Source organism: Bradyrhizobium oligotrophicum (assembly GCF_051168495.1).
Lineage (GTDB): Bacteria > Pseudomonadota > Alphaproteobacteria > Rhizobiales > Xanthobacteraceae > Bradyrhizobium > Bradyrhizobium oligotrophicum_A.
On sequence record NZ_JBNPVB010000009.1, the window covers coordinates 120,016 to 138,439 of the forward strand.

16 protein-coding genes are annotated in these 18,424 nt (G+C 66.0%); 13 read left to right on the top strand and 3 right to left on the bottom strand.

Going from position 1 to position 18,424, the window contains the following annotated elements:
- The first annotated feature begins 140 nt into the window (after positions 1–140).
- Positions 141–1,484: an aspartate aminotransferase family protein gene (locus ACQR1B_RS18595; RefSeq protein ID WP_434836125.1), complete on the top strand. Its 1,344-nt coding sequence runs from the start codon at positions 141–143 to the stop codon at positions 1,482–1,484.
- A 92-nt stretch (positions 1,485–1,576) separates the two neighbouring features.
- Here ACQR1B_RS18595 and ACQR1B_RS18600 read toward each other — a convergent pair whose 3' ends face one another.
- Together ACQR1B_RS18600 and ACQR1B_RS18605 are read right to left on the bottom strand one after the other, a co-directional pair.
- Entirely contained in the window at positions 1,577–2,095 is a 519-nt protein-coding gene (locus ACQR1B_RS18600) for a hypothetical protein (RefSeq protein WP_434836124.1), read from the bottom strand.
- A gap of 138 nt (positions 2,096–2,233) precedes the next feature.
- Complete coding sequence (locus ACQR1B_RS18605; protein WP_434836123.1) at positions 2,234–2,812, bottom strand: imm11 family protein; 579 nt, start codon at positions 2,810–2,812, stop codon at positions 2,234–2,236.
- A gap of 317 nt (positions 2,813–3,129) precedes the next feature.
- Here ACQR1B_RS18605 and ACQR1B_RS18610 point away from each other — a divergent pair, with 317 nt between their 5' ends.
- The 3 genes from ACQR1B_RS18610 (at position 3,130) to ACQR1B_RS18620 (ending at position 6,539) form a co-directional block, all read left to right on the top strand.
- Positions 3,130–3,690, top strand: a complete 561-nt coding sequence (locus ACQR1B_RS18610; protein WP_434836122.1) for a phage holin family protein — start codon at positions 3,130–3,132, stop codon at positions 3,688–3,690.
- Between the two features lie 413 nt (positions 3,691–4,103).
- Positions 4,104–5,669 carry an EAL domain-containing protein gene (locus tag ACQR1B_RS18615; RefSeq protein WP_434836121.1) on the top strand — a complete coding sequence of 522 codons (1,566 nt, stop codon included), beginning with the start codon at positions 4,104–4,106 and terminating at the stop codon, positions 5,667–5,669.
- Positions 5,670–5,684: 15 nt separating this feature from the next.
- Positions 5,685–6,539 carry a TIGR01459 family HAD-type hydrolase gene (locus ACQR1B_RS18620; protein ID WP_434836120.1) on the top strand — a complete coding sequence of 285 codons (855 nt, stop codon included), beginning with the start codon at positions 5,685–5,687 and terminating at the stop codon, positions 6,537–6,539.
- 63 nt (positions 6,540–6,602) lie between these two features.
- On the opposite strand, the gene ACQR1B_RS18625 is transcribed toward ACQR1B_RS18620, so the two are convergent.
- Positions 6,603–6,998 (bottom strand): response regulator, encoded by a 396-nt coding sequence (locus ACQR1B_RS18625; protein ID WP_006613531.1) that lies wholly within the window; start codon positions 6,996–6,998, stop codon positions 6,603–6,605.
- Positions 6,999–7,266: 268 nt separating this feature from the next.
- On the opposite strand from ACQR1B_RS18625, the gene ACQR1B_RS18630 reads away from it, so the two are divergent.
- The 9 genes from ACQR1B_RS18630 to ACQR1B_RS18670 all read left to right on the top strand — a co-directional run bounded on the left by ACQR1B_RS18630 (position 7,267) and on the right by ACQR1B_RS18670 (position 18,417).
- Positions 7,267–8,247 (top strand): bifunctional riboflavin kinase/FAD synthetase, encoded by a 981-nt coding sequence (locus ACQR1B_RS18630; protein WP_434836119.1) that lies wholly within the window; start codon positions 7,267–7,269, stop codon positions 8,245–8,247.
- Between the two features lie 201 nt (positions 8,248–8,448).
- Positions 8,449–11,448, top strand: a complete 3,000-nt coding sequence (gene ileS, locus ACQR1B_RS18635) for an isoleucine--tRNA ligase (protein WP_434836118.1) — start codon at positions 8,449–8,451, stop codon at positions 11,446–11,448.
- Between the two features lie 176 nt (positions 11,449–11,624).
- Positions 11,625–12,122, top strand: a complete 498-nt coding sequence (gene lspA / locus ACQR1B_RS18640; protein WP_434836117.1) for a signal peptidase II — start codon at positions 11,625–11,627, stop codon at positions 12,120–12,122.
- A gap of 173 nt (positions 12,123–12,295) precedes the next feature.
- Positions 12,296–12,991 carry a hypothetical protein gene (locus ACQR1B_RS18645; RefSeq protein WP_434836116.1) on the top strand — a complete coding sequence of 232 codons (696 nt, stop codon included), beginning with the start codon at positions 12,296–12,298 and terminating at the stop codon, positions 12,989–12,991.
- A gap of 175 nt (positions 12,992–13,166) precedes the next feature.
- A complete protein-coding gene (locus ACQR1B_RS18650; protein WP_434836115.1) occupies positions 13,167–14,552 on the top strand; it encodes a M16 family metallopeptidase in 1,386 nt (461 codons plus the stop codon).
- Entirely contained in the window at positions 14,552–15,931 is a 1,380-nt protein-coding gene (locus ACQR1B_RS18655; protein WP_434836238.1) for a M16 family metallopeptidase, read from the top strand. The genes ACQR1B_RS18650 and ACQR1B_RS18655 overlap by 1 nt, the downstream gene beginning before the upstream one ends.
- A 1,133-nt stretch (positions 15,932–17,064) precedes the next feature.
- Positions 17,065–17,484, top strand: a complete 420-nt coding sequence (arfB, locus tag ACQR1B_RS18660) for an alternative ribosome rescue aminoacyl-tRNA hydrolase ArfB (RefSeq protein WP_434836110.1) — start codon at positions 17,065–17,067, stop codon at positions 17,482–17,484.
- Positions 17,485–17,702: 218 nt separating this feature from the next.
- Positions 17,703–18,020, top strand: a complete 318-nt coding sequence (locus tag ACQR1B_RS18665; protein ID WP_434836114.1) for a c-type cytochrome — start codon at positions 17,703–17,705, stop codon at positions 18,018–18,020.
- 1 nt (position 18,021) lies between these two features.
- The gene (locus ACQR1B_RS18670; RefSeq protein ID WP_434836109.1) at positions 18,022–18,417 is read left to right on the top strand and encodes a VOC family protein; all 396 of its coding nucleotides are present in this window, start codon (positions 18,022–18,024) and stop codon (positions 18,415–18,417) included.
- The last annotated feature ends 7 nt before the right edge of the window (positions 18,418–18,424 follow it).

The window sequence follows — 18,424 nt, forward strand, 5'->3', positions numbered from 1 at the left end:
CAGCGGCTGACGACGTCGGCGTACGCATTCAGGCCCCATCAGCACGATCCGTTCGCTAGTCCCGGCAGCCGGTTTGCCACCTTTTGCGGATCAGGCTGCCGCCGTCGCCCATTCTGCTTTGAACGTCCGAAGAGGTCCCCATGCTGGACAAGAGCCCCCGCCCCGCCGTCACCGTCCCGAACGATCTTGCCGCGCATTGGATGCCGTTCACCGCGAACCGCGCCTTCAAGAAGAACCCGCGCCTGCTCGCCGGTGCCAAGGACATGCACTACATCACCGTCGACGGCCGCAAGATCATCGACGCCGCCGCCGGCATGTGGTGCTGCAACGCCGGCCACGGCCGCAGCCAGATCGCCGAGGCGATCGGCAAGCAGGCCGCAGCGCTCGACTACGCACCGCCGTTCCAGTTCGGCATCCCGCAGGCGTTCGAGCTCGCGACGCGCATCGCCGACCTCGCGCCGGCCGGCCTCGACCACGTGTTCTTCTGCAACTCCGGCTCGGAGGCGGCCGACACCGCGCTGAAGATGGCGCTCGCCTATCACCAGATCAACGGCCAGGGCAGCCGCACCCGACTGATCGGCCGCGTCCGCGGCTATCACGGCGTCGGCTTCGGCGGCACCTCCGTCGGCGGCATCGTCAACAACCGCAAGCTGTTCGGCACCCTGCTGACCGGCGTCGACCACATCCCGGCGACCTATGACCGCGACAAGCAGGCCTTCACCAAGGGCGAGCCGGACTACGGCGCGCACTTCGCCGAGGAGCTCGAGAATCTCGTCGCCCTGCACGGCGCCAACACGATCGCCGCCGTCATCGTCGAGCCGATGGCCGGCTCCACCGGCGTGATCCCGGCGCCGAAGGGCTATCTCAAGCGCCTGCGCGAGATCACCCAGAAGCACGGCATCCTCTTGATCTTCGACGAGGTCATCACCGGCTTCGGCCGCCTCGGCCACGCCTTCGCCGCCGAACGTTACGGCGTGACGCCGGACCTCTTGACCTTTGCCAAGGGCGTCACCAACGGTGCGGCGCCGATGGGCGGCGTGGTGGTGCGCGACACCATCCATGACGCGTTCATGAGCGGCCCGGAGCACATGGTCGAGTTCACCCATGGCTATACCTACTCGGCGCATCCGATCGCCTGCGCCGCCGGCCTCGCGACGCTCGACATCTATCGCGACGACAAGCTGTTCGAGCATGCCAAGGCGCTCGAGCCGAAATTCGCCGACGCCGTGATGTCGCTGAAGGGCCTGCCCAACGTGCTCGACATCCGCACCGTCGGTCTCACCGCCGGCATCGACCTCGCAGCCCTGCCGGACGCGCCCGGCAAGCGCGGCTACGCCGCGATGGAGGAAGCCTTCCACAACACCGACCTGATGCTGCGCATCGCCGGCGACACCCTCGCTTTGACCCCGCCGCTGATCATCAACGAGGACCAGATCGGCGAGATCGTCGAGAAGGTCGGCAAGGTGATCAAGGCGGTGGCGTAAGCTGCGCGGACATCGAGCCTCGATCAGATGGCGGCCCTTGTGGCCGCCATTTTTTTCGACCGCATAAAAGTGCTATCGTGCCGGAGCGAACATCAATGCGAGGGCCCGGATGGCGCAGCCATCAAGGTGAAGTGAAATCGCGTGTCCAGATCGTCCGGCACGAAATGAAGCGTGTCCGGATACGAGTCCGATGGGTCGCCGGTGTCATCCGCGTTGTTGAATCTGAATGATGACCAGCATTCGAGAACCAGCTTGCAGAACGCGTCCCTCAAAATCAAAATCGTGGCGTCGCTGGTCTTCGCAGGCACCTCGAACAGGCGCACCTCGAACGTATGTCCATGTTCGGCAGCGTAGCGCTCGACATATGTCCTCACTTGCGTCGGGTGCAAGGACCAGAGACTCGCGCCACCCTCGCCAAATTGCCGGGCGGCAGCCATGTCCGTGACAATCGCGAGGATTGCATGCACATCAACATTGCCAGAGGGCGCCCTGAACCTGAACAGGTACTCGAATCCTCCCACATCCCTGCTCGTGTTGACCTTCAAGAATTTGATCGACGCGGCGCCATCATCGGTCTGAAGATTTTTGATGCGTGGAAAAGCGAGACGCATTTTGACCCCCTCTTCGCGGCGGGCCGCTCCACTCGCATTCCCCGCGCAACAATGCTTCGGCTGCCCCTATCGCCGGCGCTTCGCCAACGCGAGACCGAGCCCAGCAGGTGCAGCCCCCCTTGACGATCTGAACCATCCTCAAACCTCTTCGAACAGCGGAGCATCATAAAACGAGCGGACGTCCGCGTCCTGAAGCCTCCTGAACAATGCCTCGGAGACGAGCGGCCCCTTCGTTGGCATGTGCGGATCGATCCACATATGGACGTCACCCATGCGGTCCTTGTCGAACGAAAATATCTCGCCGGCCCTAGGTTGCCATAGCCCGCCGCGAGCCGTCGGTACCCAATTGGCATTTGTCCTTTCGCGATTCACCGCATCGAGCAGCACCGTCGTAAAAAAGAAGTAGAACTGACCAGCGTCGGAGCCGTCGCCCCAGACGCATTGCACCGGGAAAACCTGAATGTCCTTCTGAAGGCTCTCGACCAAGTCAATGAAGCGGCGGCTGACCAGGAGCATGTGGTACTGGTTGTCGAAGTCGAGCAGCTTCCGCTTGCGTCCTTTCAGACGGAGTCTGGTAGGCATGTGGCGGCTCGACACCCGAGCGCCGCCGCCAAACCCTCGCCACGGAGAATAAAGCTCCAGCGCGTAAGGAACGGGCTCTTCGAAGGCAACCTTGTCCACGTCCCCGTCGAGCGCGTCGGAGCCGTACTCGTACATACCTGGAGCTTTCGGCAGTAGAAACCGAGCCATCGCCGAGCGACCTTCTCATTCCGTTTGCGTCATGATCGGACGAAGCGGAGTTTACCTTGAGGTTCACGCTGCGTCCCGGGGAAAGGTGCCGGCCGGCCGCCGCCCAGTGCTTGACCCCGCCGGTCTCGGCCCCCGTGACGGCTCGTTTCTGGTGCCATCGCGATATCGTCTATCCTGAAGAGATCGCCCCATAGCTGTCAACTGAGCGCCGGGAACCTTCGCAAATCCTCCACGTTCATGTCGCGAGCCGGCGGTTTCGCGGCGAACGGATGCGGAGGACGGGCATGCTGGCACCGCCAGGGGAGCTGTTGCGATTGGGGCTCGAGCAGAGGCTCAACCGCGTCAAGCGCGCCACCCAGTCCTACATGCGCGATCGCACGCGGCAGGCGACCGGCACGATGACGTCCTACGCCGTCGCCGCCGGGCTGTTTGCCGTCGCCGGAGTTTTCCTGGTCGCGGCCTGCCTCGTCGGACTGACGGCGTTGTTCCGTTGGGTGGAAATCAGCTACGGCCTGTTCACAGCGTTCGCGGTGGTCGGTGGCCTCCTGGTTGCGCTGGCCCTGATCTGCGCGGTGACCGCGGCGGTCAGGCTACGCCGCCCGACGCCGCAATATCCTTCGCTCTCGAGCCGGCTGCGGGTGGCGATCGCCTCGCCGGTGGTGCGGGATCCCATCGCCGACGGAATCGATCCGACGGCCATCCCTCTGGCGCCGTCGTCGACGTCATCGAGTCCCATGGCTGGACTCACGAATGCGCTCGGCCGGGTCGACGTGCCCGTCGGAGTTGCCGTGGTTGCTCTGCTCCTGGGCGTGGCCGCTCTGCGAAGGCGTCGACGCAGCGCGTAACACGGCCCTGGTACGAGCGCGCGTCGTTCGACCTTCGTCGAAACATCTTCGAATCGTTGAGTTGATCAGCAATGCGATCGCGCGGCGGCGCGGCGGTCGCCTGCTGATGGCGGTCTGCCCCGGCATCGCGCCAATTCGAAAGAGCCTTGATTGCACGAAGCGGAGCGTGCGAGACGGCGGACCAAAGCCGGTGAGCCGATCGACGCCGGCCGAACTATCCCACATCGCGGGCACATCCTCCGTCGTTCTACGGGACGACACACTACGATGACACTCCACCTTTCCGCGTAGACTTGCGTAAATGACACGCCACCGGGAAATCATCGGCGCGTCCCGGTATTTGAATCCTGCCGACTATCCTCGCGAATCAACAGAAGTGCTAAGGTTGCATCTGGTTGGGAGCGTCGCGCAGCATGATCCGCATTTCCACGATTTTCATCGCCATCTGCATGGTTCTGGTTGCGGCATCGCTCGGCCTGATCCTGTATTCGGTGGCCGGCATCAGTGGATCGGAATCAGCGATCATCTCGCTGGCCGCACTGACCTTCCTCATTCTCTACAACGCCGTGTCGATGCGGCTGCGCGACCGCTCCGACGTCGGCAGCCAGATCGCCGATCTGTCGCGCGGCACCGCCGATCTCGCGCGTCAGATCGCCGAATTCGGCCGGCGGTTGTCCGCGGTCGAAGGGCGCATGGTGTCGTCGAACTCGGTCAGTGCCGACCGTCTGCAGGGCGTGATCGGCGAGATCAACGAACTCGGCGGACTGATGAAGCAGCTCGCGGTCACCGTCGCCCAGCATGAGGACCTGATCGCCGCCATCTCGCCGGCAGCAGCCGACGCTGCCGCGGCGGCTGTTCACGATGTCGCCCCTGCCGCCGCTGCGCCGGCCGTGTCCACCGCTGTTCCGGACGCGAAGCCCGCTGCCTCCAGCAGCGCGGACACGCCGAAGGAGGCGACCGCAACGTTCAGCGCAGCACCGGCGCCTGCCCCCGTTGCGAGGGCACCGGTCGCGCCGCCCGCGGCGTCGACGGTCGCAACGCCGGCGCCCGTCGCCCCGTTGGTGCCACGGAGCCAGCCGCAGATCCTCGCGGCGGTCAAAGGCGCGATCGAGGACAACCGCCTCGACATCTATCTGCAGCCGCTGGTGACGCTGCCGCAGCGCAAGGTCCGCTTCTACGAAGCGGTGACACGGCTGCGCGACGACCACGACCAGGTGGTCGCGGCCGAGGACTTCATCGGCATCGCCGAGGCGGCCGGACTGGTCGGACGCATCGATCACATGGTCCTGCTCCGCTGCGTCCAGGTGCTGCGCCGCCTGATGGTGCGCAACAAGGACGTCGGCATCTTCTGCAACATCTCGTCCGCGACCCTGAGCAGCCCTGCAAACTTCTCGCAGTGCCTGGATTTCCTCGAAGCCAACCGGGCGCTGGCGCCCTCCTTCGTGCTGGAATTCAAGCAGTCGACCTTGCGCAGCCTCGGCCCGACAGAGACCGAGCATCTCGCGGCGCTGGCGCAGCGCGGCTACCGCTTCTCGATCGACCACGTCACCGACCTCAGGTTCGAGCCGCGCGAGCTCGCCGATCGCGGGGTCCGCTTCATCAAGGTGCCGGCCGCGCTGCTGCTCGATCCCAAGCAGAGCTCGCTGTCCGACATTCACCCCACTGATCTGTCCGACCTGCTGGGCCGTTTCGGCATCGATCTGATCGCCGAGCGGATCGAGGGCGAGAACAGCGTCGTCGACCTGCTGGACTACGACGTCCGGTTCGGCCAGGGCTTCCTGTTCGCACCGCCCCGCCCATTGCGACCGGATGGCGCATCTGGTACCGGCGAGCCCGCCGCCGGCCGTGCCGGCGGGCAGGACATCAAGATTCAGGACCCCAATGCCGCCGGCCCCACCTCACTCGACGTGTCGAACACCAGCGCCGCAACGCGCAGCGGCAACGCGGCACTGGCCCGCCGTATCGCCGGGACCATCTGATCTGCGACGCCTGCCATGACCGGACTTCGGTTCGAACAGCGGCTGCGCGATGTGGTCGGCCGCAAGCGGGTGCTGCTGAGCGATATCTGGGGCGTGGTCCATAACGGGCTGGAATCCTTCCCCGAGGCCTGCGACGCGCTGCATCGCTTCAGGCGCGAGGGCGGAACGGTGATTTTGATCACCAACGCGCCGCGGCCGGCGGATTCGGTGCAGCGGCAGTTGCGTAAGCTCGGCGTGGCGGACGAGGTCTACAGCGCCATCGTCTCGTCCGGCGACCTGACGCGCCATTATGTGGCGGACCATCCGGGCGGCAAGGTGTTCTGGCTCGGCCCCGAGCGCGACAACTCCATCCATCGCGGCCTGGAGCTGACGTTGTCGCCGCTGGAGGAGGCCTCCTACATCATCTGCACCGGCCTCTACGACGACGAGACCGAGACCGCCGAAGACTACCGGCCGATGCTGCTGCGCGCCCGTGAGCGCAAGCTGCCGCTGATCTGCGCCAATCCGGACATCGTGGTCGAGCGCGGCGACCGGCTGATCTACTGCGCCGGCGCCATCGCGGAGCTCTATCGCGAGCTGGGCGGCGAGGTGATCTTCTACGGCAAGCCGCACCGGCCGATCTACGACCGCGCCATGGCGCTGGCCGAACAGCATGCCGGCCGGCCGGTCGGGCGCGACGAGGTGCTGGCGATCGGCGATTCCGTCCGCACCGACCTCGCCGGCGCGCACGGCTTCGGCATCGACTGCCTGTTCGTGACCCGCGGCATCCATTCGGAGGAGTTCACCGGCGTGGAGCAGCTCGATCCGGCCTCGGTCAAGGAGCTGTTCGGCCACCCGCCGCGCGCGCTGATGCGCGAGCTGAAGTGGTAAAATGAAATACGCCCGGCACTGCCGGGCGTATTTCCTTGGATTGGGAAGATTCAGCCCGTTGGATCAGGCCGTCGCCATGTCCGGGAACACGGCGTCGATCTTGGTCTTCAGGGTCGCGGCGTTGAACGGCTTGACGATGTAGTTGTTCACGCCGGCCTTCTTGGCCGCGATCACGTTCTCGGTCTTGGATTCCGCCGTGATCATGATGAACGGCGTGGTCGCCAGGTTCGGGTCGGCGCGGACCTCGCGGAGCAGGTCGTAGCCGGTCATCGGCTCCATGTTCCAGTCCGAGATCACGAGGCCGTACTTCTTGGCGCGCATCTTGTTGAGCGCCATCGAGCCGTCGCTCGCGTCGTCGATGTCCTCGAAACCGATCTGTTTCAGAAGATTCCTGATGATCCGGATCATGGTGCTGTAATCGTCGACGACGAGCACCGGCATCGTCAAATCAACCGCCATCTTGACTCCCCCAGACGCGAACACAACGCGCAGACTGTTACCAGAACACTTATTCGGCTCAGGTCCCTCAGCGACCCCCGCCATCCATTCTCAGGAGTAGCACCTGCCGTTAAACAGCGCGTTAACTGCACAGCTGCGGCATCTCTCTATTGCTGCACTGCATAAGCCGGGGAACCGCTCCGGCTTGACTTCGGCCGGCCGGCCGCCCACCGTCGGCCGCACTCCCGCCGGCCGGCGGCTTTCCGAATCTGCGAGATATTTCCGTCACATGTCCGCTTTCACGATCATCCGCGATTCCACCCCGCCGTCGGACATCCTCAAGGGCGCGGTGGTGGCGATGGGAAATTTCGACGGTGTCCATCTCGGCCACAGGGCCGTGATCGAGGCCGCCGTCGAGATGGGCAGGAACCAGGGCCGCCCGGCCCTCGCGCTGACCTTCGAACCGCATCCGCGGCGCTTCTTCAGCCCCAATACCCCCCAGTTTCGGCTGACCGACGAGACTGCCAAGCTGCGGCTGCTGGCGGGTGCCGGGCTCGCCGGCGCCGTGGTGATGACCTTCGACAAGGGCCGCGCCCAGACCACGGCGCAGGACTTCATTCACCATGACCTGATCGGACGGCTCGGTGTGGCCGGAATTGCCGTCGGCTACGACTTCCATTTCGGCAAGGGGCGGGTCGGCTCGCCCAGCCTGCTCGCCAACGAGGCCCCCAAGCTCGGCATCGAGGTCGACGTCCAGGCCCATGTCGACATCGACGAGCGCCCGGTGTCCTCGACCGCGATCCGCGAGGCGCTGGCCGAAGGCCAGGTGAGCGACGCAACCGCGATGCTCGGCGGCCCCTGGTTCGTGACCTCGGAGGTGATCCACGGCGAGAAGCGCGGCCGCGACCTCGGCTATCCCACCGCCAACATGCGGCTCGACCGCGATTGCGGGCTGCGCCACGGCATCTATGCCGTCCGGGTCGGGCGCGGCCGCGGCGCCGACCGGGTGCTGATCGATGGCGTCGCCAATTTCGGCCGCCGGCCGACCTTCGACAACGGCGCGCCGCTGCTCGAGACCTTCCTGTTCGACTTCAAGGACAGCCTCTATGGCGAGGTCCTGGATGTCGCGTTCATCGGTTTCATCCGCGAGGAGGCCAAATTCACCTCGATCGAGGCCTTGATCCGGCAGATGGACGACGACAGCGCCAAGGCCCGCGCCCTGCTGGCCGCCAATGCCGGCCTCTTCCCCCGGCTCGGCGAGATCGGCTGACGGGCGCGCGAACTGGACTTTGCGATTTCGCCGCCCGGCTGCTATGAGGGAGCCCCATGTTGATACGGCGCATCATCGGCATTAGCGGCCCGGCTTCCGCCTGAGCTTTCCGAGCTCGGCGCAAGACCGGGATGTGTTCGTCCGCCGCCCGCGACCCAATCGCGTCTCAGCGCCTTATCCTTTCAGCCAAGCCAGATCACGATGTCCGAGAAGCCGCAAAAGTCCGACGCTCCCGACTATTCAAAGACCCTGTACCTGCCGCAGACGGATTTCCCGATGCGCGCCGGCCTGCCGCAGCGCGAGCCGGAGATCCTGAAATATTGGGGTGACATAGACCTCTACGGCAAGCTGCGCGAGACCGCCAAGGGACGGCCGAAGTTCGTCCTGCATGACGGCCCGCCCTATGCCAACGGCAACATCCATATCGGCCACTCGCTCAACAAGATCCTCAAGGACGTCGTGACCAAGAGCCAGCAGATGCTCGGCCACGATTCCAACTACGTGCCGGGCTGGGACTGCCACGGCCTGCCGATCGAGTGGAAGATCGAGGAGGAGAACTATCGCAAGAAGGGCAAGACCAAGCCCGACTTCCGCGACTCCTCCGCCATGGTCGCGTTCCGCCGCGAGTGTCGCGCCTATGCCGAGCACTGGCTCAACGTGCAGCGCGAGGAGTTCAAGCGTCTCGGCGTGATCGGCGACTGGGACCATCCCTACGCCACCATGACCTATCCGGCGGAGGCGCAGATCGCGCGCGAGCTGATGAAGTTCGCCGCCAACGGGACCCTGTATCGCGGCTCCAAGCCCGTGATGTGGAGCGTGGTCGAGAAGACCGCGCTCGCCGAGGCCGAGGTCGAGTATGAGGACTATCAGTCCGACACGGTGTGGGTGAAGTTTCCGGTGACCTCGCCGGCGCATGGCGCACTTGCGTCAGCCTCGGTGGTGATCTGGACCACCACGCCCTGGACCCTGCCCGGCAACCGCGCCATCTCGTTCTCGCCGAAGATCGCCTACGGCCTCTACAAGGTCACGGACGCCCCCGCCGACAACTGGGCCAAGACCGGCGACCTCTTGATCCTCGCCGACGCCCTTGCTGAGAGCGTCTTCAAGCAGGCGCGCGTCACCGCCTATGAGAAGGTCCGCGACATCCCCGGCGACATGCTGGACGCGGTCGAATGCGCCCATCCGTTCAAGGGCCTCGAAGGCGGCTACAACTTCATCGTGCCGCTGCTGTCGGGCGAGCACGTCACCGACGACACCGGCACCGGCTTCGTGCACACCGCGCCCGGCCATGGCCGCGAGGACTTCGACGTCTGGATGGCCAATGCGCGCGAGCTCGACGGCAGGGGCATCGCGACCACGATCCCCTACACCGTCGACGAGAACGGCGCGCTGACCGATCATGCCCCCGGCTTCACCGGCAAGCGCGTCATCAACGACAAGGGCGAGAAGGGCGACGCCAACGAGGCCGTCATCAAGGCGCTGACCGACGCGGGCATGCTGCTCGCGCGCGGCCGGCTCAAGCACCAGTACCCGCATTCCTGGCGCTCCAAGAAGCCGGTGATCTTCCGCAACACGCCGCAATGGTTCATCGCGATGGACAAGGACATTGCGGACCATGGCACGGCGAAATCCGGCGACACGCTGCGCGCCCGCGCGCTTGCTGCGATCTCGGTGACCCAATGGGTGCCGGCCGCCGGCCAGAACCGCATCAACGGCATGATCGCCAACCGGCCGGACTGGGTGATCTCGCGCCAGCGCGCCTGGGGCGTCCCGATCGCCGTGTTCGTGCGCGAGAAGGCCGACGGCTCCGCCGAGATCCTGCAGGACGAGACCGTCAACACCCGCATCGCCGACGCTTTCGAAAAGGAAGGCGCCGACGCCTGGTACGCCGACGGCGCGCGCGAGCGCTTCCTCGGGCCTCGCGCCAACGAGGACTGGAAGAAGGTCGACGACATCTGCGACGTCTGGTTCGATTCCGGGTCGACCCACGCCTTCGTGCTCGAAGACCCCGTGCACTTCCCCGGCCTCGCCGGCATCAGGCGCAAGATCGACGGCGGCCAGGACACGGTGATGTATCTGGAAGGCAGTGACCAGCATCGCGGCTGGTTCCACTCGTCGCTGCTGGAGAGCTGCGGCACCCGCGGACGGGCGCCTTACGACGTCGTGCTGACGCACGGCTTCACGCTCGACGAGAACGGCCGCAAGATGTCGAAGTCGCTCGGCAACACCATCGAGCCGCAGAAGGTGATCAAGGATTCCGGCGCCGACATCCTGCGCCTGTGGGTGTGCGCGACCGACTATGCCGACGACCAGCGCATCGGCCCGGAGATCCTGAAGAACACCATCGAGACCTACCGCAAGCTGCGCAACAGCATCCGCTGGATGCTCGGCACGCTGCACCATTACAATCGCAGCGACGCGGTCGCGTTCGCCGACATGCCCGAGCTGGAGCGGCTGATGCTGCATCAGCTCGGTCAGCATGCCGAAGTCATCGGCCGCGCCTATGCGGCGTTCGACTACAAGACCGTGATCTCCTCGCTGGCTGCGTTCATGAACACCGAGCTGTCGGCGTTCTATTTCGACATCCGCAAGGACACGCTGTATTGCGATCCGCCGTCCTCGGTGGCGCGCAAGGCGGCGCTGACCGCGATCGACCTGATCTGCGACGCGATCCTGAAATGGCTGGCGCCGGTGTTGTCCTTCACCACCGACGAGGCCTGGCGGATGTATCGTCCGGATGCCGAGCCATCGGTGCATCTGACGCTGTTCCCGGGCGCGATGCAGCAGTATCGCGACGACGCCCTCGCCGCGAAATGGGAGACCATCCGCAACGTCAGGCGCGTCGTCACCGGCGCACTGGAGCTCGCGCGCGCCGCCAAGACCATCGGCTCCTCGCTCGAAGCCTCGCCGATCATCTTCGTTGCCGACCGCGGGCTGCTCGGCACCTTGTTCGATGCCGATCTCGCCGAAATCTGCATCACCTCGAACTACGAGGTCCGCGAGGGCGAGGCGCCGGACGGCGCATTCCGCCTCGATGCGGTGCCGGGCGTCGCGGTGGTGGTGGAGAAGGCGGCGGGCAAGAAATGCGCCCGCTCCTGGAAGATCCTCGAGAGCGTCGGCGAGGACGCGGAGTATCCCGACGTCTCCCCGCGCGACGCGAAGGCGCTGCGCGAATGGAAGGCGCTGGGGGTCGGCGTGTAGTCACCGCTGTCGCCCCGCACTCCGCTGTCGTCCCCGCGAACGCGGGGACCCATGACCACAGTCCTCGCTTGTCGGCAAAGAACGATGATCCAGAGTCTTTCAAACAAGATCCGCCGCGGCGTATGGGTCCCCGCGTTCGCGGGGACGACGGCTGTGCTGGTGGCGAGCGGTAGGGCATGACCCCCCGCCTCCGCCTCGGTGTCCTCGCCGGCCTCGTTACGCTGGTCCTCGACCAGGCCTCCAAGCTGTGGCTGCTGTACGTGTTCGACCTGCCCAATCGCGGCACGGTGAAGGTCACCCCGTTCTTCGACCTGTATCTGGCCTGGAACATCGGCATCAGCTTCGGCTGGCTGCAGAACGACTCGCCGCTGGCGCAATATGGCCTGATGGCGGTGAAGGTCGTGGCCGTGGTGTTGCTGGCCATCTGGATGGCGCGATCGGAAACCAGGCTGGCGACCACGGCGCTGGGCATGATCATCGGCGGCGCTATCGGCAACGGCATCGACCGGCTGGCCTATGGCGCGGTGGTCGATTTCGCGCTGTTCCACATCGAGATCGGCGGCACCGTTTACAACTGGTACATCTTCAACCTGGCCGACGTGGCCATCGTTGCCGGGGTGGCGGCCCTGCTGTATGACTCCTTCTTCGGGGGCCCCGCCGCAAAAGCGCCCTGATCCGGGTCGATACCGGCCGGTGCCGATCCAGGGTCAAGAGCCTGACGTCCTTCACGTTTTCGGGATCGGCGTGATGACCGGACGGCCCACCGGGGTCGTGGGTCCTTTGACCATCGGATTCGCGGCCGGTTCGTCGGAGCACGAGCACTGGACAAGCGAGGACAGGGATAGCCATGCGCAAGACCGAAGTCAGCAGCCGGATCGTGACCAGCACGGCCATTCGCACTCTGAGGCTGTCCGCCGTCGCGCTCGGCATTGGCGTCATCCTGGCCGCCGGCGCCGCTCGCGCCGAGGATGGCGATGAGGACGACAAGACCTTCGAAGAGAAGATCATCGACAACGTGATGCGCGGCCTTGGCGGCACCAACATGGAGACGCCGACGATCGACTACCGCGAGCGCTCGCCGCTGGTGGTGCCGCCCAAGCTCGATCTGCCGCCGCCGGCCGCGGCGGCCCAGGCCACCGCACCGAACTGGCCGAAGGACCCCGACGAGCAGCAGCGCCGCGCGGCCGCTGCCGCGCGCAAGAAGGACAACAAGGATCCGGTCGCCTCGTCCCGTCCGCTGACCCCGGCCGAGATGAAGATGGGACGAACGGCGGCGGCGAAGCAGACCGAGCCGGTGCAGCCTGGCGTCACCAACAATCCGATGCTGAGCCCGTCGCAGCTCGGGTTCAAGGGCGGCCTGTTCGGGATGTTCAAGGGCAATGACAAGGAGGAGGCGAAGTTCAGCTCCGAGCCGCAGCGCGAGAGCCTGACCCAGCCGCCCCCGGGCTACCAGACCCCGTCGCCGAATTATGCCTATGGCACCGGCCCGAAGGAGCCGCTCGGCGGCAAGCAGATGGACATCATGACCGGCAAGGAACGGTGACGGCGGCCGCCCGCCGGAGTTCCCCGGACTGGCCGGCTTTGCCGGCATTAGCGAAATTTAACGTCTTGCGACGGCACCATGCCGTCGCTGTTTTGTGACGCCGGGGCTATCCCCGCGCGGTGTAGCATGCTGCGCTCAAACCCGATCGCCCTCCCCGCGGGCCTTCAGAAGGATCATGATGTCCTCGCACCGGTTAACTCACCTCGCCGCCGCGCTCGTCTCCCTCCTCGCGTTCACGGCCGGCGCTTCGGCGCAAACGACGTTCGCCTCCGAGCCTCCCGCCAGCTTCACCCTCCCCAACGGCCTGCAGGTGGTCGTGATCCAGGATCACCGCACCCCGGTGGTCACCCAGATGATCTGGTACAAGGTCGGCTCGGCCGACGAGACACCCGGCAAATCGGGGCTGGCGCATTTCCTCGAACATCTGATGTTCAAGGGCACCGAGAAGCATCCGGCCGGCGAGTTCTCCAAGACCGTGCTGAAGATCGGCGGCAATGAGAACGCCTTCACCTCGGTCGACTACACCGGCTATTTCCAGCGCGTGCCGCGCGACCAGTTGGCGAAGATGATGGAGTTCGAGGCCGACCGCATGACCGGCCTGGTGCTGAAGGACGAGAACGTGCTGCCCGAGCGCGACGTCGTTCTCGAAGAGTACAACATGCGCGTCGCCAACTCTCCGGAAGCCCGCCTCAACGAGCAGGTGATGGCCGCGCTCTACGTCAATCATCCCTATGGCCGGCCGGTGATCGGCTGGAAGCCTGAGATCGAGAAGCTCAGCCGCGAGGATGCGCTGGCGTTCTACCGCCGCTTCTACGCCCCCAACAACGCGATCCTGGTGATCGCCGGCGACACCGACGCCAAGGAGGTGCGGCCGCTGGTCGAGCAGACCTTCGCCAAGGTCCCCGCGCAGGCCGACATTCCGGCGCGCCGGCTGCGGCCGCAGGAGCCCGAGCCGGTCGCACCGCGCACCGTCACCCTGGCCGACCCGCATGTCGAGCAGCCGTCGATGCGCCGGTTCTATCTGGTGCCGTCGGCCACCACGGCCGCGCCCGGTGAATCGGCTGCGCTCGACGTGCTGGCGCAGCTGATGGGCGGCGGCAGCAATTCCTATCTGTATCGCGCGCTCGTCGTCGACAAGCCGCTCGCGATCAGCACCAGCGCCTCCTATCAGGGCACGTCGCTCGATCCGAGCCAGTTCTCGGTCGCCGCCGCGCCGCGGCCCGGCGTCGAGTTCGCCCAGGTCGAGGCGGTGGTCGACAGCGTCATCGCCGAGCTGGCGCAGAACCCGGTTCCGGCCTCCGATCTCGAACGGGTCAAGACGCAGCTGATTGCCGAGGCGATCTACGCCCAGGACAACCAGGCGACGATGGCGCGCTGGTATGGCGGCGGCCTCACAACGGGACTCAGCATCGAAGACATCAGGAGCTGGCCGGATCGCATCCGTGCCGTATCAGCCGACCAGGTGCGCGCCGCGGCGCAGAAATGGCTCGACAAGAAGCGCTCCGTCACCGGCTATCTGATCAAGGACAATGCCGCCAAGCGCGAGGAGAAGCGGTCGTGATGAACCCAATGACCTTCACCCGCCGCCTCGCCTGCGCGCTCAGCGTCGCTGCCGCAGCCTTCGCCCTCACCCCCGCAGCCCAAGCGGCGACCAAGATCCAGCGTCTGGTCTCGCCCGGCGGCATCGAAGCCTGGTTCGTGCAGGACGCCACCGTGCCGCTGATCGCGATGGAATACGCCTTCCAGGGCGGCGCCTCGCAGGACCCGGCGGGCAAGCCCGGCGTCGGCAATCTCGTCGCCGACCTGCTCGACGAGGGCTCCGGCGATCTCGATTCCAAGACCTTCCACGAGCGGCTCGACCGCCGGGCCATCGAACTCTCGTTCCAGGTGGCGCGCGACAATTTCCGCGGCTCGCTGCGCATGCTGCGCGACAACAAGGACGAGGCGTTCGAGCTGTTGCGCACCGCGCTGACCTCGCCGCATTTCGACAGCGCCGACGTCGAGCGCATCAAGTCGCAGGTGCTGTCGGGGCTGCGCCGCGAGACCACCAATCCGAGCTCGCTGGCGGGACGCAAGTTCCTCGAGCTCGCCTTCCCCAACCATCCCTACGGACGCCCGGCCAATGGCACGCTCGACAGCGTGCCGACCATCACCGTCGACGATCTGAAGGCCTATGTCGGCCGCGTGCTCGCCAAGGACACGCTGAAGGTTGCCGTCGTCGGCGACGTCGATCCGGCCACGCTCGGCAAGCTCCTGGACCAGACCTTCGGCAGCCTGCCGGCCAAGGCCAGCCTGACGGCGGTGCCCGACGTCGTCGCCACCACGCCGCCGCAGCGCGTGCTCGTGCCGCTCGACGTGCCGCAGACCGTCATCACCTTCGGCGGCCCCGGCATCCGCCGCCACGATCCGAACTTCATGGCGGCCTACGTCGTCAACCACATCCTCGGCGGCGGCGGCCTGTCGTCGCGGCTGTACAAGGAGGTGCGCGAGAAGCGCGGCCTCGCCTACTCCGTCTATGACGCGCTGCTGTGGATGGAGCATTCGGCGCTGTTCATCGGCAACACCGCCACCCGCTTCGACCGCGCCGGCGAGACCATCGCCGCCGTCGAGGGCGAAATCCGCCGCATCGCCGAGGACGGCCCGAGCCAGCAGGAGCTCGACGAGGCCAAGTCCTACATCAACGGCTCGCAGATGCTGGCGCTCGACACCTCGTCGAAGCTGGCGCAGGCGATGCTGCAATATCAGCTCGACAAGATGCCGATCGACTACATCGAGAAGCGCAGCGAGATCGTCAACGCCGTGACGCTGGAGGACGCGAAGACGGCGGCGAAGCAGCTCTGGAGCCAGGGCCTGCTGACGGCGGTCGTCGGCCGCACCCCGCAGGCCGCCGCCGAACCGTCCCAGGCGCCGGCCACCGCGCCGGTGACGAAGACGAACTGAGCGGGCGGCGGGGGCGCTGCCTGACGCTGTAACTCCGCTGACCACGGCTGCATCGACAACAATGGTGTCGTCCCGGCCTTGAGCCGGGATCCATACCCCCAGGGAGTGGCTTGAGGCACGCTCGCCATGGGCATTTCGCGCCCCACGCCGGCTGCGGCGTATGGGTCCCGGGTCGGCGCCATCAACGCCGCTTCGCGGCGCCGATAGCTCGCCCGGGACGACAGCGGAGCGTCATCACATCGACTTCCGATAAAAATAATCTTCTTGCTGTTTTTCAGAATTCATGATCTTATCCCCCCATCCCGCCTCACCGCAGAGGGGCGTCAGCGCGCGATCGTCACGACACGCGAGGTGGGGATGCGATGGCCGCGGTCTGCCGCAGCGTGTCTTCGGGCGCGCCGACGAACGGTTGGACCGTGGACGTGAAGTCGCAGCGTCCTGATACCCCGACGCTGGTATCACCCGCGCAATGCGCAAGCATTGTCGCGGCATGGTGGCCAACAAGCCCGGCGCACCAGGGAGACTGCGTATAAGCGTGAAGACCATCGCGCAGGGAATGCCGGTTGTCGGCTTTGCCTGTGGTACCTGCCGCCTGCATTTTTTTCGCAGGCGGGCCATGGGTGAGGCCTTCACCCGGCATTCCCTGCGCCCTCTGCACTCTCGCGAGGGCCATGACGACCGGAAGCCTCGGGCACGAGTTGCCGCGAGAACGCAGTTCCGTGATTGAGCTGATCGACACCTGCTGTTTGAGCCGTGAATCCGCCACCCCTACCGCTGTCGTCCCGGACAAGCCGCGACGCGCGCCAGCGCGGCGCGCGGCCCATCGGGACCATACTCCGCGCCAGATGTGAGTGCGAGGCACCGCGCATGGCTGCGCCCTCTCCCCTTGTGGGAGAGGGCATGTAGGACAGAGCGGCAAGCTCGGTCGGGTGAGGGGTATCTCTCCGCGAGCGTCGCTTGCCGAGAGACACCCCTCACCCAACCGCGTGCGTGGATGGGCCGGAGATGCCCTCTCCCACAAGGGGAGAGGGCGCTATAATGCACACCGCGATCGCTCGCCAATGACGACCCGCGCACGTGGCCCTTAAACCCGCTATGGTGCACGCGAAACCTCGATTCCACCTGGTGCCCCCATGCTGCGGATTTCCCGCGACCTCGCCATCGACGAAAACGACATCGAGATCACGTTCGTCCGCGCCTCCGGCCCCGGCGGCCAGAACGTCAACAAGCTGTCGACCTCGGCGCAGCTGCGCTTCGACACGACCCGGATCACCCTGCCCGAGGATGCCGCCGCACGTCTCGCGCGGCTGGCCGGCCAGCGCATGACCAAGAACGGCGTCATCGTGATCCAGGCCGAGCGCTTCCGCACGCAGGAGCGCAACAAAGCCGATGCGATCGACCGTCTCGTCACGCTGTTGAAGGAGGCGATGGTCCGGCCGAAGGTGCGACGCCCGACCAAGCCGACCTTCGGCTCCAAGCAGCGCCGACTCGAGGGCAAGAAGATCCGCAGCGACGTCAAGGCCGGACGCGGCGGCCGCCGCTTCGACGATTAGTCGGCAACGCTGACCATGCTGCATCGCAGAGTGTTCCTGCGCCCGCTTTGTTCTCGCTGAAACAGCCGGCTACTACCACGGCGCGCCGGCTGCGACCTACGCTTGGAAAAAAGCGAGAGCGAGGATCGATGGCGGGACGGCGTGCGGCGCAACATGCGCTTCTTCTCTGCGGGGCATTCGTGGGCGCGATGCTGAGCGCCACAATCGCATCCGCACAGATGGCGCTGCCCGCGCCGAAGCCCGTCGACGGCGCGACCTTGTTCAAGCAGCAATGCGGCGTGTGTCACACGCTGAGCAGCACCGAGCCGATGCGCCAGGGCCCACCGCTGGCGAAAATCGTCGGCCGCCGCGCCGGCTCGGTCGAGGGCTTCCGCTATTCGGCCGGCTTCGCCAAGATCGATTTCACCTGGGACGAAGCCAGGCTCGACGCCTGGCTCACCAATCCGCAAGAGCTGATCCCCGGCGCCGTGATGGCCTACCGCCAGGCCAAGCCCGATGTGCGTGCCGCGATCATCACCTACCTGAAGGACAATTGAGATGGCAAAACCCGTTCACTCCATGATCCGCGTCCTCGACGAGGCCAAGGCGCTCGACTTCTACAAGCGCGCCTTCGGCCTGGAGATCGCCGACAATCTGCGCTTCGACGGCTTCGCGCTGATCTATCTGCGCCACCCATCGTCGCCGTTCGAGGTCGAGCTGACCGTCAATTTCGACCGCACGGAGCCCTACACGCTCGGCGACGGCTACGGCCATCTCGCGGTCGTGGTCGACGATGTCGACGCCGAGCATGCCCGCTTCGAGCGCGAGAACCTCGCGCCGGGACCGCTCCGCGACTTCAAGCACAATGGCGCGACGCTCGCGCGCTTCTTCTTCGTCAGCGATCCCGACGGCTACAAGATCGAGGTCATCCAGCGCGGCGGCCGCTTCGGCTGAAGCCGCT